Here is a 21,022-nt window from a genome sequence, read left to right as displayed (position 1 = left end):
GCGCCGACAGCGGTCAGACCTCGAGCAGCGCCCGCACCTGGGCGATCGAGCGCCCGAAGGCGAGGGTCGCGACAAGGGCCGCGGTCTCGGACGACACCTGCACGACGGTCGCTCCCTGCGACATCCACCGTCCTCCGCGTCGGGTGAGCTCCAGCCCGGGCTGAGGGTCGAACGCGGGCAGATCGGGGAGCCCCGCCGCGGCACGCTGAGAAGCACCGAGCATCCCGACGAGCCACGCCTCCCCGAGGGCATGCGGCCGGATGGAGGCGGTCGGCGCCCCTCCCCCGACGAACACCTGGAACATGGTGTCGGCGCGCCGGACCGCCCACGCCTCGCCCCGGTGAGTGAAGTCGCACGCGATGTCCGCATGCAGTGTGATGTCGGCCCCGAGCTGTCGGAGGGCCTCGACGCACTCCGCGCTGAGCAGGCGTGCATCGATCTCGCGCTCGCGGCGTCGGAGCTCCGCGACGTACCTCTCGCGGGCGATCGGCGCGTACTCGCGGTGGAGCTGCTCCCGATCCGCCCGAGCTCCGCCCGCGAGGCGATCGAAGAGCCAGGCCGGATCCATCTGGAGGAAGTAGCGGAAGTGGATCTCGACCGGGCCGCGTCTCAGGGCCCGGTCGGGGACCAGCAGCCGGACCCCCTCGTCGACCGACCACACCGCCGAGACCTGGCCGTCCACGACGACGACCCACGACCATCCGCGCGATCTGATCTCGGGCGTGTTCTGCTCGATCGCCGTGCTCAGCCGCGTGCCGCGCGCGACGGTCGTCACCCGGGCGTGCGACGACATGTCGTCGCCCATCGCCACGCTGTCGCGATCGAGGCGGAGTTCGATCGTTCGCCAGGCCACGGGTTCAGCCTACGCAGCGGCCGCTCAGCCGGACATGTCAGCCGGACATGACCGGCTCGCCCTCCTCGGCCATCCGCGGCACGACTCGGATGGCGGAGATGCGCCGACGGTCGACGCCCGCGACCTGCAGGGTCGCGCCGGGCACGTCCACCGCGTCGCCGACCTCGGCCAGGCGGCCGAGCTGCTCCATTACGAAGCCCGCGATCGTGTCGGACGACCCGCGCGGCAGCTCCAGACCTGTGGCCTCCTCGAACTCCTGGAGGTTGAGCCGGCCGTCGAGCACGCCGCCCGCGGTCGTCGGGTCCGTCGCGGTGTCGTACTCGTCGAAGATCTCGCCGACGACCTCCTCCACCAGGTCCTCCAGCGTGACGATTCCGTCGGTGCCGCCGTACTCGTCCACCACGACCGCGATGTGGTGGCTCTCCGCCCGCAGGCGGGTGAGGGTCGGCAGCAGGCGGGCCGTCGACGGGATGTACGGAATCGGCCGGACGAGGAGGCGCAGCGGCCGCTCGGGGTCCTCCGCCGCCGCCTCGAACACGTCGCGGACGTGCACGAAGCCGGTGATGTCGTCGATCGAGGTGTCGGCGACCGGGTAGCGCGAGAACGGCAAGTCGCGCACCTGCGCGGCCGCCGCCCCGATCGTCGCGGTGTCGTCGAGGGCGACGACCTCGGGGCGCGGCCGCATCACCTCGCTGATCTGGCGTCCGCGCAGGGAGAGCACGTCGTCGAGGATGCGGCGCTCGTCCTCGGGCAGGCCCTGGTGCGTGGCGACGATGTCGCGGATCTCCTCGTCGCTGATCTCGTCGGCGGTCTTGTGCGGATCGCCACCCAGCAGCCGGACCAGCGCGTTCGTCGAGACCGACAGCAGCCAGATCACCGGGCGCATGACCTTCGCGAAGCCGTCGAGCACCGGCGCCACCGCATAGGCGAACTGCGCGTTGCGCTGGATGGCCAGCCGCTTGGGCGCGAGCTCGCCCAGCACGAGCGACAGGTACGCGATGACGAGGGTCAGCAGCACCGTGGCGATGGTGAGCGCCACCTGCTCGGAGACGCCGAGGAAGCCCAGCAGCGGTGCGACAGACGGGGCGATCGAGGTGGCGCCGTAGGCCGCCGAGGCGAATCCGGCGACGGTCACGCCGATCTGCACCGCCGAGAGGAACGTGTTGGGATTGCGTGCGAGCGCGGCGACCTTGGCGCCGCGTCGGCCACGAGCGGCGAGGCCGTTGAGCTGGCTCTCGCGCAGGGTGACGAGCGCCATCTCGGTGGCGGCGAAGACGCCGCCGATGAGGACGAAGGCGATGACGAGGCCGATGTTCACGAGGAGGTCGTTCATCGCGTCCGTCCCTCCCCTCGCGTGCGGGGTGCGCCCGGGGTCACCCGGGCGCGGGGACTGTCGGAGTCGGAGGACGGTTCAGGACAGTGCGCGCGTCTCAAGAGAGTTCCTTCTCGGTGTGGTCGGCGGGGTGGGTGTCGGGGGTGCGGCGGTCGGCCCGGGTCTTCGCGAGGCTGGCGACGGTGGCCACCGCGATCGTCGCGCCGATGAAGAGCAGCGAGAACCAGATCGGGATCTCGGGCGCCCAGTCGATGTGCTGGCCGCCGTTGATGAACGGCAGCTCGTTCACGTGCAGCGCGTGGAACACGAGCTTCACGCCGATGAAGGCGAGGATGACGGCGAGCCCCTGCGCGAGGTACACGAGGCGCTCGAGCAGTCCGCCGATGAGGAAGAACAGCTGACGCAGGCCCATGAGCGCGAAGGCGTTCGCGGTGAAGACGATGTACGCCTCGTTCGTCAGGCCGTAGATCGCCGGGATCGAGTCGACCGCGAAGATCAGGTCGATGAAGCCGATCGCCACGATCGTCAGGAACATCGGCGTGAAGTAGCGACGGCCATCCTGCTTCACGGTGAGGCGGTCGCCGTGGTACTCGTTCACGACGGGGAGGACCCGGCGCACGAACCGCATGAACCGCCCGTTCGCGGGGTCCGACTCGTGGTCTCCGAACGCCTGCTTCCAGGCGAGGACCAGCAGCAGCGCGCCGAAGATGTAGAACACCCACGAGAAGTTCTCGATGAGCGCAGCCCCCACCGCGATGAACGCGCCGCGCAGGATGAGCGCGATGACGATGCCGATCATCAGCACCTTCTGCTGGTACTTCTTCGGCACCGCGAAGCCGGTCATCACGATGAGGAAGACGAAGAGGTTGTCGATCGACAGCGCCTTCTCCGTGAGGTACCCGGCGAAGTACTCGCCGCCATAGGTCCATCCCGAGACGACGCCGATGCCGACGCCGAACAGCAGCGCGAGTCCGATGTAGAAGGCCGACCAGCGAGCGGACTCGCCGATCGACGGCTCGTGCGGCTTCCGCACGTGCGCGAAGAACTCGTAGACGAAGAACGCGATGGTGACCGCGATCGTGATGATCCAGACGAGGGGGGTGATGTTCATGAGCGGCTCCAGACCTGGCGCGAACGGATTCTGCGTCAAGGTCTTCTCCATCCCGAAGGACCGGTGGCCCGGGATGCGATGCATCCGTAATGACGAGCCGACCGTGTCGGAGTACTCCCCTTGTGGTTGCGAGATTAGGGCCGCCGGTTATGCGTGGGCTGTGAGCGGAGGCGGTGCGTGGCTTCGGTGGTGCGGAACTCGCGGAATGCGCGCTCATACCGCGAGGAGGGCACCACCGAGTCGGATGGCGATGGCGTCGGTGGTGCGGAACTCGCGGAATGCGCGCTCAAAGCAGCAGAACGGCACCACCGAAGCGGATGCCACCGGTTCCGGTGGTGCGGATCCGGCTGAATGCGCGCTCATACCGCGAGGAGGGCACCACCGAAGCGGATGGCGCTGGTTTCGGTGGTGCGGAACTCGCGGATGGCGAAGCCGGCGATGACGAGACCGGCGACAGCATCGACCCACTGCCATCCGAAGAGCCGCTGTATCGTCAGAAGCGGTCGAGCCCCTGCCTCGGCCTCAGTCGCCCCCGCCGAACTCGCTCACCGGCGCCATGTCGGCGAACCGGGAGTAGTGACCCTGGAACGCGACCTCGAGGTTCGCGGTCGGGCCGTTGCGGTGCTTGGCGACGATGATCTCGGCGCCGCCGGGGTTGTCGTTCTTGTCGTACACCGACGGGCGGTGCAGCAGCATGACCATGTCGGCGTCCTGCTCGATCGATCCCGACTCGCGCAGGTCGCTCACCTGGGGGCGCTTGTCCTGACGCTGCTCGGGGCCACGGTTCAGCTGCGACAGCGCGATGACCGGAACCTGGATCTCCTTCGCGAGCAGCTTCAGCGCACGCGAGAACTCCGAGACCTCCTGCTGACGCGACTCGACCTTCTTGCCGCTCGTCATCAGCTGGAGGTAGTCGATGATGACCATCTTCAGCCCCACGCGCTGCTTGAGGCGACGGCACTTCGCGCGGATCTCGACGAGGGTCATGTTCGGGCTGTCGTCGATGTAGAGCGGCGCGTCGTTGATGCGGCCTCGGGTGGATGCGACCGTCGTCCAGTCCCGGGAGTCCAGCGTCCCCTTGCGCATCGACTGCAGCGGGATCGCCCCTTCCGCGCTGAGCAGGCGCATCGCGATCTCGCTGCGCCCCATCTCGAGGGAGAAGAAGATCGTCGGCATGTCGTTCTTGATCGCCGCGGCGCGGGCGAAATCGAGCGCGAGCGTGGACTTTCCCATCGCGGGACGGGCGGCGATGATGATCATCTGCCCGCCGTGCAGGCCGTTCGTGAGCTGGTCGAGCTCGGTGAACCCGGTGGGGATGCCCGTCATCTGCCCGTCGCGGCCGCGCGCGGCCTCGATCTCGTCCACGGCCGCATCCACGGCCACGGTCAGCGGGACGTAGTCCTCGGTCTGCTCGGTGCCGGTGACGTTGTAGATCTCCGCCTGTGCGGCGTTGACGAGCTCCACGGCCTCGCCCTGGCCCTGGTAGCCCATCTGCGCGATCTTCGTGCCGGCGTCGACCAGGCGACGCAGCAGCGCGCGCTCGGCGACGATGCTCGCGTAGTACCCGGCGTTGGCGGCCGTCGGCACGATCGACGTCAGCGAGTGGAGGTAGTCCGCGCCGCCCGCGCGCTGCAGGTCGCCGGTCTTGATGAGCTCGTCGGTGACGGCGACGACGTCGGTCGGCTCGCCGTGCGAGTACAGCGACAGGATGGCCTCGAAGATGACCTCGTGCTTGGGCACGTAGAAGTCGGGCCCGCGGAGGGTCTCGATGACGTCGGCCACCGCGTCCTTCGACAGGAGCATGCCGCCCAGCGTGCTCTGCTCGGCGATCACGTCGTGCGGGGGCGTTCGATCCCGCTCGCGAGGCCCTGCGAGACGGTCTTCCCCGATTTCAGCGATCGACACGCGCGCTCCTTCTCTCGGCCCCTCGCGGGGGTGATCATCTCCATGACAGCAGCGACCACCGACACCCGCCTGGACGAGAGTAAGGGCCTGCTTCTCCCCCACCAAAGCCGCCTGTGGATATCTCTGTGGAGGAGTTCTGCAAAACGCCGTGATACGTGTGGAATCAACCTGTGGACAGAAAGGACTCGCCCGGCGATCCACGCCAGCGAAACTCCGTGGCACCAGGGCTTTTCTTTTCGCACAGCCTGTGGAGAGATGTGTGGTTAAACGTGTACTTGAAGGTTTGTGGTAGTCCACCGAGACTGTGTACAACAACCTCGCCAGCACTCTGATATCCCGCTCCTGGGAGCGCTCCCCCAGACACGGAGAAGCGGCGCGGATCCGAGGGATCCGCGCCGCTTCCGGCGTTCGCGAGAACTTACTTCTTGAGCGCGATGACCTGCAGCGGGATGACCGCGGTCACCTCGTCGTGCAGACGCACGAGCGCCTCGTGGTCGCCGACGACCTTGATGGGCGACGGCACCGTGATGGTGCGCTTGTCCAGCTGGCCGAGGCCGGCGTCCGCCACCGCAGCGGCGATGTCGGCCGGCTTGACCGAGCCGAACAGACGGCCCTCGGCGCCGGCCTTGACGGCCAGACGCACGCGGGCGTTCTCGAGGGTGTTCTTCAGGGCGACCGCGTCGTCGTGCGACGCGATGGCGCGAGCTTCGCGGGATGCGCGGATGTCCGCGACCTGCTTCTCGCCACCGCGGCTCCACGCCACGGCGAAGCCCTGGGGGATGAGGTAGTTACGGGCGTAGCCGTCCTTGACCTCGATCACGTCTCCGGCGCTGCCCAGGCCGTCGACCTCGTTCGTGAGAATCAGCTTCGACATGGGTGCTCCTTAGCGGCCAGCGCCTGCGTAGGGCAGGAGCGCCATCTCGCGCGCGTTCTTGATCGCACGGGCGATCAGGCGCTGCTCCTGCACCGAGACACCGGTGATACGACGGGCGCGGATCTTCCCACGCTCCGAGATGAACTTGCGAAGGGTCGCGACGTCCTTGTAGTCAATGACGCCGACCCGGATCGACTTCGCGGGAGCGGCGTTCTTCGCGCCCTTCCGCGGCTTGCGGCGGTCGCCGCTCGACTTTCCAGCCATGTTGGGTCCTTTAGAGAGATTGAGTCCTGAATCAGAACGGGGTGTCGTCCGAGAACGACCCCGGGGTGCTCCATGCGTCGGCGCCGGACTGGCCGGGTGTCGCCCAAGGCTCCTCCGAGACCTGCTGCTGCGGACGCTGCTGCTGCTGGCCGTAGCCACCACCACCCGCGTTGCCGCCGCCGTAGTTCCCGCCGCCGGCGTTGCCGCCGCCGTAGTTGTTCCCGCCGCCGCCACCGGCAGCGCGGGTCACCTGTGCCGTCGCGTAGCGCAGCGAGGGGCCGATCTCGTCGATCTCGAGCTCGATGGAGGTGCGACGTTCGCCCTCCTTCGTCTCGTAGGAGCGCTGACGCAGACGGCCCTGCGCGATGACGCGCATGCCCTTGGTCAGCGATCCGGCGACGTGCTCGGCGAACTCGCGCCACACGCTGGCACGGAGGAACAGGGCTTCGCCGTCCTTCCACTCGCCGGACGCGCGATCGAAGTTGCGCGGCGTCGAAGCGATCGTGAAGTTCGCCACCGGCAGGCCGTTCTGCGTGTAACGCAGCTCGGGGTCAGCCGTGAGGTTCCCCACGACGGTGATGACGGTTTCGCCTGCCATGGTGCGTTAGGCCTTCGCCGCCGTCTTGCGAGCTGCCTTGTCCTCGGCGCGCTTGGCCTCGGCCGCCACCAGAGCGATGGCCTCCTCGGCACGCAGCACCTTGGTGCGCATGATCAGCTCGTTGAGCTTGAGCTGGCGGTCGAGCTCGACCGTCGCCTCGCTCGTCGCGGTGAAGTTGACGACGGCGTAGATGCCCTCGTTCTTCTTCTGGATCTCGTATGCCAGACGGCGCTTGCCCCAGATGTCGACGTTCTCGATCGATCCACCGCTGGTGGTGATGACCGACAGGAACTTGTCGAGGTGTGCGGGAACCTGGCGCTCGTCGACCTCTGGCTGGATGATGACCATGAGTTCGTACTGGTGCGTCACTTACCCACCTCCTTCGGACTTGAACGGATGCCGGGCATTTCCCGGCATCAGGAGGGTGTGTGCATGTCGGCGGCTTGCTGCAGACAGGGCTGCTGCGGCCGCACAACCTTCATAGCGTACCCGATGAGGGGCGCTTGACCCAAGCCGAGACGAAGACGGATGGCCGAGGCCGGGTCAGAAGGCCAGTGACGCCTCGTCGTCGACGGAGAGCGAGAGCACCACCGTCTCCACGATGTCGTGCGCTTCGATCCGCCGCTCGACCTCGCGCAGGCGCCGCGCGGCGTCGTGCTCGCGGGCGTCGCCGGCGAGGTCGACCTCGGCCACGAGGAACAGGCGGTTGGGTCCGACGTACTCGATGTGCAGGTAGGTGACGCGCTCGATGTCGGGCGACTCCAGCAGCGCGCGCCCCACTCGGGCCCGCAGCTGCGCGGAGACGTTCGTCCCCACGAGGAACGCCATGTTCCGTCCGATGAGGATGATCGCGACGATCCCGAGCAGCACGCCGACGAGGATCGAGCCGATCGCGTCCCAGGCGGCCACGCCGGTGATCTGATGCAGGGCGATCGAGCCGCCGGCGATCACGAGGCCGACGAGCGCGGCGGCATCCTCGAAGAACACCGCGCGCAGGGTGGTGTCGCTCGTGTCGATCACGAAGTCCCAGGTCGACGACCCGCGCTCCCGCGCCAGCCGACGCGACCGCACGAGGGCCTGCACGAATGAGGCGCCCTCCAGGACGAAGGCGATCGCGAGCACGACGTAGGCGACGACGGGGCTCTCGACCGGCTCGTTCGCCGCGAGCTCCTGGATGCCGTGCATGATCGACACGATCGAGCCGGCGGTGAAGATGCCGAACGCCGCGATGAGCGACCACACGAAGGCGCTCCGCCCGTAGCCCAGCGGATGCCGGGCGTCCTTCTTGCGGGAGCCGCGGCGGTCGGCGATCAGCAGGAACACCTCGTTGCCCGCGTCGGCCCAGGAGTGCGCGGCCTCGGCCACCATCGACGCCGAGGAGGTCATGACGGCGGCCACGGTCTTCGCGATGGCGACGAGCACGTTGGCCAGGAAAGCGATGAGCACCGTCACCCGGTCAGGCTACCCCCGCCCCGACACCCGGTTCGCCAGTGCGGGCGACACGCTTCGCGGCCGAGAACCGGCTCCCCCGCACGGGCGAATCGCAGGAAGGAGGGGGCGCCGCGTCAGGCGCGCAGCCGCTGCTGCAGCGCCGCCACCGTCTCCGGACTGCCGCCGACTCCCAGGAACCACGCCTCCGCGCCGCCGCGGGCGTCCAGCCGATCGAGGAAGCCCTCCATCGCGGGGGCGGGCGCCGCGAAGATCTCCCGCGGGATGTCGAGCGCGAGCTTCGCGCCGACGGTCCACGCCGCCACCGTGCGGCGAGCGCGCGCGAGCACCCGGGGCATGTTCGCCCCCGTCCGCACGTAGTCGGCGACGATGTCCTCCCGCGCGACTCCGACGAGCGCGAGGGCGACCGCGACCGTGACGCCCGTGCGATCCTTCCCGGCCGTGCAGTGGACGAGCACCGCGCCATCCGCCTCGGCGATCTCCTCGATCGCCCGCACGAGGAGCGCCGCCGCCTCGCCCTCGAGCATCGAGGCGTACATGCCGGCGAGCCCCGCGCGCAGCAGGCCGTTCCGGTCGCTCGCCTCGGCTTCGACGGAGGCCCGCCCGCCGAGGAGCGGTAGGTCGACGACGCGGCTGCGCCCGAGGAACGGATGCCGCTCGCTCTTCTCCGCCTCGTCGCGCAGATCGACGACCACCGGCGGCGGCCACGGCGCGATGTCGGGCGCGGCATCCCCCGAGTGCGGGGCGTCGCTGCGCAGCAGGGCGCCCGAGCGCAGCTGCGGGATGGCCTCGGCCACGTCGCGCAGGTTGGCCAGCCCCGAGGGGATCGCGTTCATCGGTCCTCCTTCCCGGGGCCGGCGGGAGCGGCGCCTGCGACCACGGTAGCCCCGCGCGCTCACGTAGCGTTGAGCGCATGTCCGACACGACACAGGGGGTGCCGTTCGACGCGCGAGCTCTCACCGAGCCCGTCGACCCGGCCGACAGCGAGCGGTTCGCCCGCGAGCTCGCGAAGCGGTATCCGCGGATGAACGCGGGGGCCTTCGTGATCATCGTGATCATGCTCGGGCTCGCCGTCACCGGCGCCATCATCACCTTCGCCTTCGCCGCGGCATTCGGCGGCGGTGAACCGAACGGTGCCAACCTGCTCGCCCTCGTCGTCGCGGCGGCGATCGCCGGCGTCATCCTCTGGGCATTCCGCACCCACCGGCGCAGACAGCGCGAGCGCCAGTACCGCCTGGACCGCTTCGCGCGGGCGAACGGCATGAGCTACGTCCCCGTCGTGAAAGCGCCGCCGCTCCCCGGGATGATCTTCGGCGTCGGCCGGGAGCGCCGCGCGTGGGACCTCGTCCGCGGGGATGCGCCGCGGTTCGTGGAGTTCGCGAACTACCAGTACACGACCGGATCCGGCAAGCACAAGACGACCCACACCTGGGCGTACGTCGCCATCCGCCTCGACGCGCCGCTGCCGCACATCGTGCTCGACGCGCTCGGCAACAACAGCATCTTCGGATCCAACCTGCCGGTCGGCTTCGACGCCGATCAGCGGCTCTCCCTCGAGGGCGACTTCGACCGGCACTTCGCGCTGTACTGCCCCGAGGGCTACGAGGCCGATGCGCTCTACCTCTTCACGCCCGACATCATGGCGCGCTTCCTCGACAACGCCGGGCAGCTCGACGTCGAGATCGTCGACGACTGGATGTTCCTCTACACGCGCCGCCGAATCAGCACGCTCGACCCGGCCACGTGGGCGTGGCTGTTCTCCGTCGTCGGCGCGCTCATCGGCAAGCTCGACCAGTGGGGGCGCTGGCGCGACGACCGGATGGCCGTCGGCCCGCGCCCCGTGGCGGGCGGTGTCGCCCGCGCCTTCACCGCGTCCGCCGCGGTCGCGCCGCCGGAGCAGGGCGTGGCCGCTCCCGGGCGTCGTCTGAAGCGCCGCTTCTCCTGGGCCGGGGTCGTCGGCATCGGGATCGCCGTGGTCGTCTTCCTGCTCGAGGTGATGGGCAACGTCGACTGACGCGCAGCTCAGGCCGTCGCGCGGGCGGCGTCGCGCTCGAGCCGTCGGCCCGAGGCCCGGTACCACTGGGCACAGAACACGATGACGATCGCCAGCTCGACCACCCCGCCGACGTAGTACATCGTCTGCGCGCCGAGCTGGCCATCCGCCAGCCCCGCGGACGCGGGCGGATTGGCGAAGAGGTGCTTCGCGAGCACCGCATGGGCGGCCATCGTCAGCACGAGCACCACGGCGCGCAGGATGCGGCTGGTCGGATGCGGATCGGGGTCGACGCCGACGATCGCGGCCGTGAAGAGGTAGCCGACGATCACGGTGTGCACGTGGACGAAGACGTGCACGAGCGCGCTCCCGTGCGCGGCGTCGTAGATCCAGGTCGCGTAGACGAGCCAGAGGCTCGCGGTCGACACGATGCCCATCGTCACGGGATGGACGAGCAGCCGCACGGGAAGGCTTCCGAGAAGGCGGGAGAGACGCCGGGCGGGCGTGGTGTCGAGCGTCCGCAGCGCGAGGGTGACGGGAGCCGCGAGCACGAGGAGGAGCGGGGCGAGCATGCCGCCGACGACATGTCCCAGCGCGTGGGCGACGAAGCTCTCATGCGCCGCGGCCGCGAACGGCCCGAGGATCGGGGCGGCCGCCGCGACCACGCCCGCGCACCAGAGCGCGACCCGGTGCCAGGGCCAGGGGCGTCCGTTGCGGCGCGAGGACAGCGCGCCGCCGATGTAGACCACGAGAAGGAGCGTCGCGGGGATGAGGATGATCGTGTCGAGGCCGGCGGCCGCGCCGTGCTCGTGCGCGCCGGCCGTTGCGGCAAGCGTGTCGGCCGCGGCCGTTGCGGCGGTCATGCGACCCGCCCGGCGCGGGCGTCGCGCGTCTTCACGATGAGCAGGATGCCCGCGGCGAGGAGCACGACGGCCGGCGCGTTCCACGCGATGTCATAGGGCAGCAGGTTCTCGACGTAGCGGACCTGGTGCAGCCGAAGGACCTTGTGCTGCACGAGGCCGTCGTAGAGCTGGAACGCGCCCGCGCCGAGGAGCACGCCGCCCCACCAGCGCGGCCACCGCAGGGCGTTCCGGCGCCGCAGGTCGGCGAGGAGGAACAGCCCCGCGACCGTGCCGAACCAGCTCACGGCATGGAAGAGGCCATCCGACACGAGACCCGCGGCGGGCGTGCCGCGGTCGTAGAAGTGGTGCCAGTGCAGCAGCTGGTGGAACACGGCCTCGTCGACGAACGCGACGAGGCCGATGCCGAACAGCACGCCCGACCACGCGTTCTGCGCGCTGCGGATGTCACGGGTGTCGTCGACCATGGGTCCACCCTGGCGCGATCCGTCGCCCAGGTGAAGAGCGTGGACATCCCACCCCGCCCCTGCTAGCTCGCGTCTGACACAGCCCCCGGCCATCCGCAACCCCCTCCCGACTTCCGGCGGCGCTTCGCAAACTCGCAGGGGACGAGGAGGACATATGAAGGCGTTGACGTATCGAGGCCCGTACAAGATCCGCGTCGAGGAGAAGCCCGATCCGCGCATCGAGCATCCGAACGACGCGATCGTGCGCGTGACGCGCGCCGCGATCTGCGGTTCGGACCTGCACCTGCTGCACGGCATGCTCCCCGACACCCGCATCGGGCACACATTCGGGCACGAGTTCATCGGCATCGTGGAGAAGGTCGGCCCGTCGGTGCAGCGGCTCTCCGTGGGCGACAAGGTCATGGTGCCGTTCAACATCTTCTGCGGCTCGTGCGTGTTCTGCCAGCAGGGGCTGTTCTCGAACTGCCACAACGTGAACGCGAACGCAACGGCGGTCGGCGGCATCTACGGCTACTCGCACACCGCGGGCGGCTACGACGGCGGCCAGGCCGAGCGCGTGCGCGTGCCGTTCGCGGATGTCGGACCCATGATCATCCCGGAATGGCTGCACGACGAGGATGCGCTGATGATCACCGACGCCTTCTCGACCGGGTACTTCGGCGCCCGGCTCGGGCACATCAAGGAGGGCGACACGGTCGCCGTCTTCGGTGCAGGGCCGGTGGGACTGGCGGCCGCCCGCTCGGCGTGGCTGATGGGCGCCGGCCGCGTGATGGTTCTCGACCACCTCGACTACCGGCTCGAGAAGGCGCGCTCGTTCGCATACGCCGAGACGCATGCACTGTCCGAGATCGGCGACCCCGTGCTGCATATGAAGCGCGAGACCGACCACCTCGGCGCCGACGTCGTCATCGACGCGGTGGGCGCGGAGGCCGACGGCACGGTCATGCAGCACGTCACCGCCGCGAAGCTGAAGCTGCAGGGCGGCTCGCCCGTCGCGCTGAACTGGGCGATCGACTCCGTCCGCAAGGGCGGCAACGTCTCGGTCGTCGGTGCGTACGGGCCCATCCACAGCGCGGTGCGCTTCGGCGACGCGATGAACAAGGGCCTGACGATCCGCGCGAACCAGACGCCGATCCGCATGATGTGGCCGGCCATCCTGGATCACATCCGCGCCGGGCGGATCTCGCCGCGCGAGATGATCACGCACCGGATCCCCCTCGACGACATCGTCGAGGGCTATCACATGGTCTCGGCGAAGCTCGACGACTGTGTGAAGACGGTCATCGAAGTCTCGGACAGCTGAGGAGGATGCACATGTCCGCACACGTCGACGCACTCCGACCCCGCATCCCCGGCCGGGGCATCGAGCGGGAAGAGGGATGGCTCGAGGCGCATACGCCCGACCCGAGCGAGTTCGCCGCGCCCTGGGCGCTGGAGGACCGGATGGATGGCCGCGGCCGCGAGCGCTCGATCGAGTACCCGGATGTGACCCCGGTCTACGGCTCGGCGCAGCCGCTGCAGGGAGTCTCCGGCGCCATCCGCCGGTACGCCTACGGGCGCTACAGCGAGAACACGCTGCGGCACTGGCTGCTGCTGGTCGCGGGCGACCGCGTGGAGTCGTTCGGCGCACATGCCCGGTCGCTCTTCACGCTGCGACCCGACAACCCGATCACGCAGACGGGTGTGCTGGGCGAGTTCAGCCGCCATCCGATCGGCTCGCGCGTCGGGCGCGGACGGATCGACCACAAGCACGCCTGGCTCGACCCGATCCTCATCGTGGGGCCGTGGGTGCTGACCGCGGTCCTGTCCGTGAAGGTGCTCGGGAAGGTGTTCGGCGGCAGCAAGCGCTGACGCCCATGGGGTGAAGCGGGGCCGGGCCTCCGGGCTCGGCCCCTGCTCGTGCGCGGGGGGCGGGGGGCGGGGCGCGGGACGCGGAGGGCGGGCGCGCGGCTCATACGGACCGGCGCGAGCAGCTCTTGCCGACCGCGAGACTAGCGCCGGGGGCGGTCGACGAGCGCGCGCCGCACGATGGCTAGCGCTCCGAACGCTAGTGCTAGCGCCCGGCGTCGAGGCTAGCGCCGGGAGCGCTAGTCTCGACGACGAACGCTAGCCTCACGGCTGCGAGCACGCGCGTCGGCACCGGCCGCGGCGACCGCACCGCCCGGCCCTCGGGCTGACGCGCGGCCCCCCATTGCTACGACGCGCGCGTCAGCCCGAAGTGCTGGAGCTCCTCCTCAGTGAGCATCCGCGAGCGGATGAGGAACCGCATGCCGGTCGGGCTCTCGACGCTGAACCCGGCGCCACGGCCGGGCACGACGTCGATCGTGAGGTGCGTGTACTTCCAGTACTCGAACTGCGACTCCGACATGTAGACCTCGATCGGGTCGTCGAGTCCCGCGTCGATGGCGCCGAGCAGCACGTCGCCCGGCCCGGTGAGGAACATCCCGACGGGATAGCACATGGGCGACGACCCATCGCAGCACCCCCCGGACTGGTGGAACATCAGTCGCCCGTGCTGCGCCGTCAGCGTGCGCAGAAGCCCGGCGGCGTCATCCGTGACCGCCACCCGGGTGAAGTTCTCGGCCATCCGCTCGCCTTTCGTGAGACCTCATCCTCGTCGCGAGACCTCGGTCACCGCACGCGGTCTCGCGGCGGGGATGAGGTCTCGCGGAAAAGAGGGACCGACGCTCGGGCGGGGGCCTGGGTGCGCCCCGCCCGAGCGGATCCGATCCGGATCAGAAGAAGCCCATGGGCCCTTCCGCATAGGAGACGAGGAGGTTCTTCGTCTGCTGGTAGTGCGCGAGCATCTGCAGGTGGTTCTCGCGGCCGATGCCCGACTGCTTGTATCCGCCGAACGCCGCGTGCGCGGGGTACTGGTGATACGTGTTCGTCCACACGCGGCCGGCCTCGATCGCGCGGCCGGCGCGATAGCAGATGTCCGCGCTGCGGCTCCAGAGCCCCGCGCCCAGTCCGTAGAGGGTGTCGTTCGCCGTGGTGATCGCGTCGTCGTAGCCGTCGAAGCTCGTGACCGAGAGGACGGGGCCGAAGATCTCCTCCTGGAAGATCCGCATGCTGTTCTGGCCCTCGAACACCGTCGGCGCGACGTAGTAGCCGTCGGTCAGGTCGCCGCCGAGGTCGACCCGCTCGCCGCCGGTGAGCACCTTGGCGCCCTCCTCCTTGCCGATCTGGATGTACGACAGGATCTTCTCGAGCTGGTCGTTCGACGCCTGGGCGCCGATCATCGTCTCGGGGTCGAGCGGGTTGCCCTGCTTGATCCTCGAGACGCGGTCCAGGCCATCCGCGAGGAACGAGTCGTAGATCGACCGCTGGATGAGCGCCCGCGACGGACACGTGCACACCTCGCCCTGGTTGAGGGCGAACATCGCGAAGCCCTCCTTGGCCTTCTCGTAGTACGAGTCCTGGGCGGCGGCGACGTCCTCGAAGAAGATGTTCGGGCTCTTGCCTCCGAGCTCGAGCGTCACCGGGATGAGGTTCTGCGACGCGTACTGCATGATGAGGCGCCCGGTCGTGGTCTCGCCCGTGAACGCGATCTTGCGGATGCGCTTGTGCGACGCGAGCGGCGCGCCCGCCTCGATGCCGAAGCCATTGACGATGTTCACGACGCCGGGCGGCAGCAGGTCGCCGATGAGGTCGAAGAGCAGCAGGATCGACGCCGGCGTCTGCTCGGCCGGCTTCAGCACGACGCAGTTGCCCGCGGCGAGCGCGGGTGCCAGCTTCCACGTGGCCATGAGGATGGGGAAGTTCCACGGGATGATCTGGCCCACCACGCCGAGCGGCTCGTTGAAGTGGTACGCGACGGTGTTCTCGTCGATCTGGCTGATGCCGCCCTCTTGCGCGCGCAGGACGCCGGCGAAGTACCGGAAGTGATCGACGGCGAGGGGGATGTCCGCGGCGAGCGTCTCGCGGACGGGCTTGCCGTTCTCCCACGTCTCCGCGACGGCGATCATCTCGAGGTTCTGCTCGATGCGGTCGGCGATCTTGTTGAGGATCACGCCGCGCTCGGCCGGGCTGGTGTGGCGCCAGGAGGCGAACGCCTTCCAGGCCGTCTCCACGGCGCGGTTGATGTCCTCGGCGGTGCCGCGGCCGACCTCGCAGAACGGCTTTCCGGTGACGGGGGTGATGTCCTCGAAGTACTCGCCCTTGATCGGCTCGACGAACTCGCCGCCGATGTAGTGGCCGTACCGCGAGCGGTACTGCGCGACCGAGCCCTTGTCGCCGGGTGCGGCGTAGATGCTCGAGACGCCCTCTTCCACGATGGTCATTGCTGTCTCCTTCGACTGCGTGACGTTGCGGGGTCTCCCCCGCGCGGGTGTGCCGCCACGCTACGTCGGGGCAGGTTGCATCGGGTTGCACGGGGGGCGGATGGCGGGGGCCGGGTGCGCGCGGGCGCGCGGGGGTGCGTGGGCGCGTCAGACGCCGGGCGCGCCAGACGATGTCGTCTCACCGCCGGGACACGGTATTCCGCGGTTTTCCATGTCGCGCGGGTGAGACGACATCGTCTGACGGGTGGAGGGCCGCCTCAGCGCTCGAGCAGCTCCAGCCGCGCGACGATGCCCGCGCGCCGCGGCGAGCGGGGCGGGAGCATCCGCAGCACCTGGCGCAGCGCCTCGTCGTCGTCCGCGCCGGCGTCGGTGTCCACGTACGACAGCAGCACGTCGACGCGGGCCTCCGCCAGCAGCGCCTCCCGCAGAGACGTGCGGATGGTCTCGCGCAGCTCCTCGACACCGGGTGCGGTCGAGGCGGGGAGCACGTCCCCGCGATACGCGGCGAGCGCGACGCGGTGGGCGCCGCGTCCGAGGAGCGACAGCACCTGCTGCGCATCGGTCTCGACCTCGCCCGCCATCCGATACGGACGCGACTCCGGCACCAGCGCGGGCGCGGTCTGCTCGAGGAGCTTCCGCAGCCGCACCATCTCCGGCCGCAGCGTCCCGGTCGCCGCGGGATCCCCGTACACGAGCTCCGCGAGCCGCTCGGCGGTGACGCCCTGGCGGTGCGTCGCGAGCATGAGCACGATCTCGGCGTGACGCGTTCCGAGTTCGACGACCCGCTCCATCCCCTCGCCCGACAGCGTGAGCAGCGCGCGGTCCCGCCCGAGCACGGTGAGCGTCGCGCGCGAGGCGATGCGCCCCGGCCGCGGCTCGATCGACCGCCCCGCAGACCGCCCCGCCGCCGACTGCCCCGCAGCCCGCAGCCGGGCCACCATCAGCTCGCCCTCGACCGCGCGCGCCGTCGCGTCGACGAGCAGCTGCGCCTGCGGGCTCGCCGCCTCGTCGCGACCGGTGACGTCGATGACGCCGAGCAGCCGCCCCGTCTCCGGGTCCCGCACCGGCGCCGCCGTGCACGACCACGCCTGCACGAAGCGGTTGAAGTGCTCGGCCCCGCGCACCTGCACCGAGCGCCCGAGCGCGAGCGCGGTGCCAGGCGCCGCCGTGCCGACGCGGTCCTCCGCCCAGTTCGCCCCGGCAACGAAGCCCATGTCCCCGGTGAGGTTCCGCACATGGCGGTCGCCCTCGACCCAGAGCAGGCGCCCCGCGGCATCGCCGACCGCGACGGCCACCCCGGCCTCCTCCGCGTGCCCCGGCAGCAGCAGACCGCGGATGAGCTCGAGCGCTCCGGCGAGCGGATGGCCGCGCCGGTACGTCTCGAGGTCGTCGCCCTGCAGCTCGAGCACCGGCAGCGCCTCGGCGCCCACCGCGCTGACGACCGAGCGCCCCCACGAGTCGCGGACGATCGAGCGCACCTGCGCGAGCCGCGGATCGGACGCATTGCCCGCGAGCAGCTCGTCGTGCGCGCGCTCGACGATCAGGCGCGGGGCCGGTGCGGCCTCGCTCGTGAGCCACGGCGACGACATGTCGCTCCTTCCTCGTCGAGGGAGCGGATGCGACCAGTGTAGAGCGCCGCGGCGCGCCCGCTACTGCGGGGTGCGCACCCCGAGGAACGCCGTCCGCTTGCGCAGGTGGAACCCGAGCTTCTCGTAGCCGACGATCGCGTTCACGTTCGATGCCGACGCGTGCATCATCGCCCGCGAACCCCGCTCGCGGATGTGGAACGCCACGTCGAGCACGAGGCGCGACGCGAGCCCCTGCCGCCGGTGCTCTGCGTCGACCGACACCGCGCTGATCTCCGTCCAGCCGTCCGGGTGCAGCCGCTCCCCCGCCATCGCGACCAGTCGGCCATCCCGCCGGATGCCGATGTAGCGCCCGAGCTCATGCGTGCGCGGACGGAACGGCCCCGGCTGATTGCGCGCGACGATCGCGAGCATCTCCTCGACGTCGTCGGCGCCCAGCTCGACGGCCTCGTCGAGCGGCGCCGGCTGCAGCCGATCCGTCTCGATGAGCTGCACGCCCGCGCCGCGACTGACCTCGACCCATCCCTCGGGGAGCTCGGGGTCGGCGTTCGAGACGCTGACGACCGCACCGGTGCCGAACACGTCGATCACCGCGTCCCACACGTCCGGGTCGCTCCACGAGCGCACGCCGGTGAACGGCGACACGTCGTCGGGGTAGCGCTTCACGAGCTCGTTGCCGATCGCGAAGTGCGCGTGCGCGCCGGTGAGGGATGACCAGGCCGGGTTGTCGAGGATCGCCTCGTCAAGAGCGGTGTCGGGTTCGAGCGGGATGGCCGTGGTCATGAGCGCCTTTCGGTCGTGCGGTGGGGGCGACTCGGTTCTCCAACAGCCGACGTCGAACGGGCATTCCCTCCCGGACGACTCACCGTGTTTCGTCTCAGTCGCTGCGCTCCCTCGCTCAACGTCCGGGAGTGCCCCCGCCATCCGTACCATCGGAGGATGGAACCGGGCGAGCGCCTCTCCCTCCTCGTCACGCTGCGTGACGTGCGGCCGGAGGTGTGGCGGGAGTTCGAGATCGACGGCGGTCTCAGCGTGCGGCAGCTGCACATGGCCCTGCAGGTGATCATGGGCTGGCGCGAGATGCATTTGCACGAGCTGCGCGAGGACATCCCACCCGCCCTGAAGGCCACGCAGAAGCAGCTGCGCTGGGGCAGTCCGTCGCCCGACGATCCGGATCTGCTCGATGAGACCGAGTGGACGATCACGGGCGCGCTCGAGGAGTTCGCGCTGGAGTACGCGTACGACTTCGGCGACGGCTGGCGTCACATCGTCCAGGTCCATCCGGAGAGGGAGCCGGACACGACGACGCCGCCCGTGCGGATCGTCCGGGGGAGGAACCGGGCGCCGTGGGAGGACTCGGGCGGCCCGGAGGGGTACGCCCGCAAGCGCGAGGCGCTCGCCGATCCGAACCATCCCGAGCACCGCGCGGTGAAGCAGTGGCTCGACGAGACCGTCGGGCCGTGGGCGCCGATCGATCCCACGGCGTTCGATGCGGCCTCGATCCAGGCCGAGCTGAACCTCCTCTTCAATCCGCGGGGATCCGGCATCGAGCAGGGCGACCTGTCGGGCCTCGTGAAGGTGGAGGAGCTGCGTCCGGCGGGCGATGTGGACGAGGCCTCCCCGATCGTGATGTTCGCGTCGAACCTGCCCCCGGCCATCCGATCGGAGCTGCGACAGCACCTCTATCGCACCGGCGTGCTGGCGCCCACCGAGATCGATGAGGAGACGGCGGCGCGCATCGTCCGCCCGTTCGCGTGGCTCGTCGACGCGGTCGGCGCCGACGGCCTCGATCTGACGCCCGCGGGATGGCTGCCGCCCGACGTCGTCCTCGACGGGATGACCCGGCTCGGATGGCTCGACGGATGGTTCGGCAAGGGCAACCGGGAGGACCTCACCCCGCCCATCGCGAACCTCCGCGAGGCGGCGCAGCGGATGGGCCTCGTGCGCGTGCAGAAGGGGCGCCTCCTGCTCGGCGCCGCCGCGAAGAAGGCACGCGGTGACAGCCGCGCACTGCTGCGGCTCGTCGCGCGCGGCCTCTACCGCAGGCTGCGAGACGCGGAGGTCGACGCGGCGGTGCTGCTCCTCCTCGCGATCGCGGACGGCACGCCGGCCCCCGAGCGCTGGCGCGCGGTCGCCTTCGGCATGCGGATGGTCGGCTGGGAGCAGCCGACCGGCGCCTTCACCGGGATCGACATGCGGATGGCCACGGCGGAGACCGACGGACTGCTATCGGTCCTCTTCGATCGCCGTGCGGGCGACGACGAGGAGACGAGCGGGGACCGCGAGCTGTTCGCGCGCGAGGCGCTGCGATAGAGGGATGGCCGCGGCTGAGCGCTACCGGCGCGCGGGCGACGCGGGCAGGAACTCGGCGTCCGACGACGCGCCGTCGAAGATCGGCATGTTCGGCACCGGCATCCACGGGCGCAGCGAGCCGATCACCGTGAGCGCGATGAAGCCGGTGATCACCTTGTCGGCGAGCGAGGTGATGAGGTTCGACGTCAGCACGGCCGCGAGGGGGTTCTCACCCGCTCTCATGAAGTTCAGGGTCATGCTGTCTGCGGAATGTCCGGTCAGCCCGTCGAAGAGGACGACGAGGATCGGCACGGCCACCGCCGTGCAGACGCACCCGGCGACGACGTTGAGCAGGAAGAACTGCGGCAGCGAACGCACCCGCCGTGCACCGAAACCCCAGATGAGAGCGCCCGCGATCGTGACGAGGACGAACGGGATGGCCGCGGCGCTGTTGACGCCCACCGCGGCGCCCTGGGAGGCGATTGCGACGGCCGCTCCCCACCAGGGACCGGCCACGAGGGAGACGACCGCGGTGCCGACCATGTCGAGGTAGAGCGGCAGTCCGAACCAGTGCACGACCCCGTGACCGAGAAGATTCCCGATCAGGCATACGAGCATCAGCACCGTGAGCTGCTGCCAGGTCAGCCGGCGTCGGAAGGCGGGCGAGAGGCTCGATGATGCGGTGGTCGGAGCCGAGAGGGGGACGGCCGACGACGCATCAGCCGACGGCGGCGCCTCGTCGCCCGCCGACGCGGCCATCGGCGCGATCTTGCGCGCTCGACGGCATCGCTCCTGCCACCGGTCGGCTTCCTCATCGCTCACCTCGAGAGCGAGGACGATCTCCCGGACGAGCTGCGGAGACAGCCGTGACCGGCCCCGCGCGAAGGCGTCGTAGATCGTGGTGCGCGCGGGTTGCGCGGCGGCTTCCGGCACCCCTGCGGCGAGCCGGCGCTCGGCGATGCGCCGCGCGATCTCGGCATACGAGATGGCGCCCGCTTCCTCGCGAAGCCGGCGCAGGCCATCCGCGATGTCGTCGAACGTCTCGGTGCGGCCGCTCGGCCCGCTGTCTTCCCCCACCATCGCCTCCCTCCGATCACTGTAGCGACGCCCCCGGACGTCACGCGGCTGTTCGGGTTCCGTCCGGGAAGGCGGAA

21 protein-coding genes are annotated in these 21,022 nt (G+C 70.1%); 4 read left to right on the top strand and 17 right to left on the bottom strand.

What is annotated here, in order from left to right:
• Window positions 1-13 precede the first annotated feature (13 nt).
• From D7D94_RS11595 to D7D94_RS11550, 10 genes are all read right to left on the bottom strand, one after another.
• Window positions 14-853: a hypothetical protein gene (locus D7D94_RS11595; protein ID WP_156242752.1), complete on the bottom strand. Its 840-nt coding sequence runs from the start codon at window positions 851-853 to the stop codon at window positions 14-16.
• Window positions 854-890: 37 nt separating this feature from the next.
• Complete coding sequence (locus D7D94_RS11590; RefSeq protein WP_156242751.1) at window positions 891-2,186, bottom strand: hemolysin family protein; 1,296 nt, start codon at window positions 2,184-2,186, stop codon at window positions 891-893.
• Between the two features lie 97 nt (window positions 2,187-2,283).
• Window positions 2,284-3,297 (bottom strand): TerC family protein, encoded by a 1,014-nt coding sequence (locus D7D94_RS11585; protein ID WP_156242750.1) that lies wholly within the window; start codon window positions 3,295-3,297, stop codon window positions 2,284-2,286.
• Between the two features lie 522 nt (window positions 3,298-3,819).
• Window positions 3,820-5,202, bottom strand: a complete 1,383-nt coding sequence (gene dnaB, locus D7D94_RS11580; RefSeq protein WP_156242749.1) for a replicative DNA helicase — start codon at window positions 5,200-5,202, stop codon at window positions 3,820-3,822.
• A 418-nt stretch (window positions 5,203-5,620) separates the two neighbouring features.
• The gene (gene rplI / locus D7D94_RS11575) at window positions 5,621-6,076 is read right to left on the bottom strand and encodes a 50S ribosomal protein L9 (protein ID WP_156242748.1); all 456 of its coding nucleotides are present in this window, start codon (window positions 6,074-6,076) and stop codon (window positions 5,621-5,623) included.
• Between the two features lie 9 nt (window positions 6,077-6,085).
• Window positions 6,086-6,340, bottom strand: a complete 255-nt coding sequence (rpsR, locus tag D7D94_RS11570; RefSeq protein WP_029146075.1) for a 30S ribosomal protein S18 — start codon at window positions 6,338-6,340, stop codon at window positions 6,086-6,088.
• Window positions 6,341-6,371: 31 nt separating this feature from the next.
• The gene (locus D7D94_RS11565; RefSeq protein WP_156242747.1) at window positions 6,372-6,938 is read right to left on the bottom strand and encodes a single-stranded DNA-binding protein; all 567 of its coding nucleotides are present in this window, start codon (window positions 6,936-6,938) and stop codon (window positions 6,372-6,374) included.
• A 6-nt stretch (window positions 6,939-6,944) separates the two neighbouring features.
• Window positions 6,945-7,307, bottom strand: coding sequence for a 30S ribosomal protein S6 (gene rpsF / locus D7D94_RS11560; RefSeq protein ID WP_156242746.1), 363 nt, complete (start codon window positions 7,305-7,307; stop codon window positions 6,945-6,947).
• A 174-nt stretch (window positions 7,308-7,481) separates the two neighbouring features.
• Window positions 7,482-8,390, bottom strand: coding sequence for a cation diffusion facilitator family transporter (locus D7D94_RS11555; RefSeq protein WP_156242745.1), 909 nt, complete (start codon window positions 8,388-8,390; stop codon window positions 7,482-7,484).
• A 113-nt stretch (window positions 8,391-8,503) separates the two neighbouring features.
• Window positions 8,504-9,223: a tyrosine-protein phosphatase gene (locus tag D7D94_RS11550; protein ID WP_156242744.1), complete on the bottom strand. Its 720-nt coding sequence runs from the start codon at window positions 9,221-9,223 to the stop codon at window positions 8,504-8,506.
• A gap of 77 nt (window positions 9,224-9,300) precedes the next feature.
• Here D7D94_RS11550 and D7D94_RS11545 point away from each other — a divergent pair, with 77 nt between their 5' ends.
• Entirely contained in the window at window positions 9,301-10,401 is a 1,101-nt protein-coding gene (locus tag D7D94_RS11545) for a hypothetical protein (RefSeq protein WP_156242743.1), read from the top strand.
• Window positions 10,402-10,409: 8 nt separating this feature from the next.
• Here D7D94_RS11545 and D7D94_RS11540 read toward each other — a convergent pair whose 3' ends face one another.
• Window positions 10,410-11,243 (bottom strand): cytochrome c oxidase assembly protein, encoded by an 834-nt coding sequence (locus D7D94_RS11540; RefSeq protein ID WP_156242742.1) that lies wholly within the window; start codon window positions 11,241-11,243, stop codon window positions 10,410-10,412.
• Window positions 11,240-11,707, bottom strand: coding sequence for a DUF2243 domain-containing protein (locus D7D94_RS11535; RefSeq protein WP_156242741.1), 468 nt, complete (start codon window positions 11,705-11,707; stop codon window positions 11,240-11,242). Before D7D94_RS11535 ends, D7D94_RS11540 begins: the two co-directional genes overlap by 4 nt.
• Window positions 11,708-11,861: 154 nt before the next feature.
• Between D7D94_RS11535 and D7D94_RS11530 the strand changes: the two genes are divergently transcribed.
• Entirely contained in the window at window positions 11,862-13,010 is a 1,149-nt protein-coding gene (locus D7D94_RS11530; protein ID WP_156242740.1) for a zinc-dependent alcohol dehydrogenase, read from the top strand.
• Window positions 13,011-13,021: 11 nt separating this feature from the next.
• Window positions 13,022-13,558 (top strand): hypothetical protein, encoded by a 537-nt coding sequence (locus D7D94_RS11525; protein ID WP_246171785.1) that lies wholly within the window; start codon window positions 13,022-13,024, stop codon window positions 13,556-13,558.
• A 343-nt stretch (window positions 13,559-13,901) separates the two neighbouring features.
• Here the strand turns inward: D7D94_RS11525 and D7D94_RS11520 are convergent, their stop codons facing one another.
• From D7D94_RS11520 to D7D94_RS11505, 4 genes are all read right to left on the bottom strand, one after another.
• Entirely contained in the window at window positions 13,902-14,294 is a 393-nt protein-coding gene (locus tag D7D94_RS11520) for a DUF779 domain-containing protein (RefSeq protein ID WP_156242738.1), read from the bottom strand.
• Window positions 14,295-14,442: 148 nt separating this feature from the next.
• Complete coding sequence (exaC, locus tag D7D94_RS11515) at window positions 14,443-15,990, bottom strand: acetaldehyde dehydrogenase ExaC (RefSeq protein ID WP_156242737.1); 1,548 nt, start codon at window positions 15,988-15,990, stop codon at window positions 14,443-14,445.
• A gap of 257 nt (window positions 15,991-16,247) precedes the next feature.
• Window positions 16,248-17,579, bottom strand: coding sequence for a GAF domain-containing protein (locus D7D94_RS11510; protein ID WP_156242736.1), 1,332 nt, complete (start codon window positions 17,577-17,579; stop codon window positions 16,248-16,250).
• Window positions 17,580-17,639: 60 nt separating this feature from the next.
• Window positions 17,640-18,359: a GNAT family N-acetyltransferase gene (locus tag D7D94_RS11505; protein WP_156242735.1), complete on the bottom strand. Its 720-nt coding sequence runs from the start codon at window positions 18,357-18,359 to the stop codon at window positions 17,640-17,642.
• A gap of 156 nt (window positions 18,360-18,515) precedes the next feature.
• Between D7D94_RS11505 and D7D94_RS11500 the strand changes: the two genes are divergently transcribed.
• Window positions 18,516-19,889 carry a plasmid pRiA4b ORF-3 family protein gene (locus D7D94_RS11500; RefSeq protein ID WP_156242734.1) on the top strand — a complete coding sequence of 458 codons (1,374 nt, stop codon included), beginning with the start codon at window positions 18,516-18,518 and terminating at the stop codon, window positions 19,887-19,889.
• Window positions 19,890-19,910: 21 nt separating this feature from the next.
• On the opposite strand, the gene D7D94_RS11495 is transcribed toward D7D94_RS11500, so the two are convergent.
• Window positions 19,911-20,948 carry a hypothetical protein gene (locus D7D94_RS11495; RefSeq protein ID WP_156242733.1) on the bottom strand — a complete coding sequence of 346 codons (1,038 nt, stop codon included), beginning with the start codon at window positions 20,946-20,948 and terminating at the stop codon, window positions 19,911-19,913.
• Between the last annotated feature and the right edge of the window lie 74 nt (window positions 20,949-21,022).

This window comes from Microbacterium oryzae, assembly GCF_009735645.1.
GTDB lineage: Bacteria > Actinomycetota > Actinomycetes > Actinomycetales > Microbacteriaceae > Microbacterium > Microbacterium oryzae.
This window is presented reverse-complemented; position numbering and strand designations above follow the sequence as displayed.

Bases quoted from the DNA above. Each gene is read 5' to 3' on its own strand.
- D7D94_RS11590 (WP_156242751.1), bottom strand. From the start codon at position 2,186: ATGAACGACCTCCTCGTGAACATCGGCCTCGTCATCGCCTTCGTCCTC.
- D7D94_RS11585 (WP_156242750.1), bottom strand. From the start codon at position 3,297: ATGAACATCACCCCCCTCGTCTGGATCATCACGATCGCGGTCACCATC.
- rplI (WP_156242748.1), bottom strand. From the start codon at position 6,076: ATGTCGAAGCTGATTCTCACGAACGAGGTCGACGGCCTGGGCAGCGCC.
- rpsR (WP_029146075.1), bottom strand. From the start codon at position 6,340: ATGGCTGGAAAGTCGAGCGGCGACCGCCGCAAGCCGCGGAAGGGCGCG.
- D7D94_RS11565 (WP_156242747.1), bottom strand. From the start codon at position 6,938: ATGGCAGGCGAAACCGTCATCACCGTCGTGGGGAACCTCACGGCTGAC.
- D7D94_RS11550 (WP_156242744.1), bottom strand. From the start codon at position 9,223: ATGAACGCGATCCCCTCGGGGCTGGCCAACCTGCGCGACGTGGCCGAG.
- D7D94_RS11545 (WP_156242743.1), top strand. From the start codon at position 9,301: ATGTCCGACACGACACAGGGGGTGCCGTTCGACGCGCGAGCTCTCACC.
- D7D94_RS11540 (WP_156242742.1), bottom strand. From the start codon at position 11,243: ATGACCGCCGCAACGGCCGCGGCCGACACGCTTGCCGCAACGGCCGGC.
- D7D94_RS11535 (WP_156242741.1), bottom strand. From the start codon at position 11,707: ATGGTCGACGACACCCGTGACATCCGCAGCGCGCAGAACGCGTGGTCG.
- D7D94_RS11530 (WP_156242740.1), top strand. From the start codon at position 11,862: ATGAAGGCGTTGACGTATCGAGGCCCGTACAAGATCCGCGTCGAGGAG.
- D7D94_RS11525 (WP_246171785.1), top strand. From the start codon at position 13,022: ATGTCCGCACACGTCGACGCACTCCGACCCCGCATCCCCGGCCGGGGC.
- D7D94_RS11520 (WP_156242738.1), bottom strand. From the start codon at position 14,294: ATGGCCGAGAACTTCACCCGGGTGGCGGTCACGGATGACGCCGCCGGG.
- exaC (WP_156242737.1), bottom strand. From the start codon at position 15,990: ATGACCATCGTGGAAGAGGGCGTCTCGAGCATCTACGCCGCACCCGGC.
- D7D94_RS11510 (WP_156242736.1), bottom strand. From the start codon at position 17,579: ATGTCGTCGCCGTGGCTCACGAGCGAGGCCGCACCGGCCCCGCGCCTG.
- D7D94_RS11505 (WP_156242735.1), bottom strand. From the start codon at position 18,359: ATGACCACGGCCATCCCGCTCGAACCCGACACCGCTCTTGACGAGGCG.
- D7D94_RS11500 (WP_156242734.1), top strand. From the start codon at position 18,516: ATGGAACCGGGCGAGCGCCTCTCCCTCCTCGTCACGCTGCGTGACGTG.
- D7D94_RS11495 (WP_156242733.1), bottom strand. From the start codon at position 20,948: ATGGTGGGGGAAGACAGCGGGCCGAGCGGCCGCACCGAGACGTTCGAC.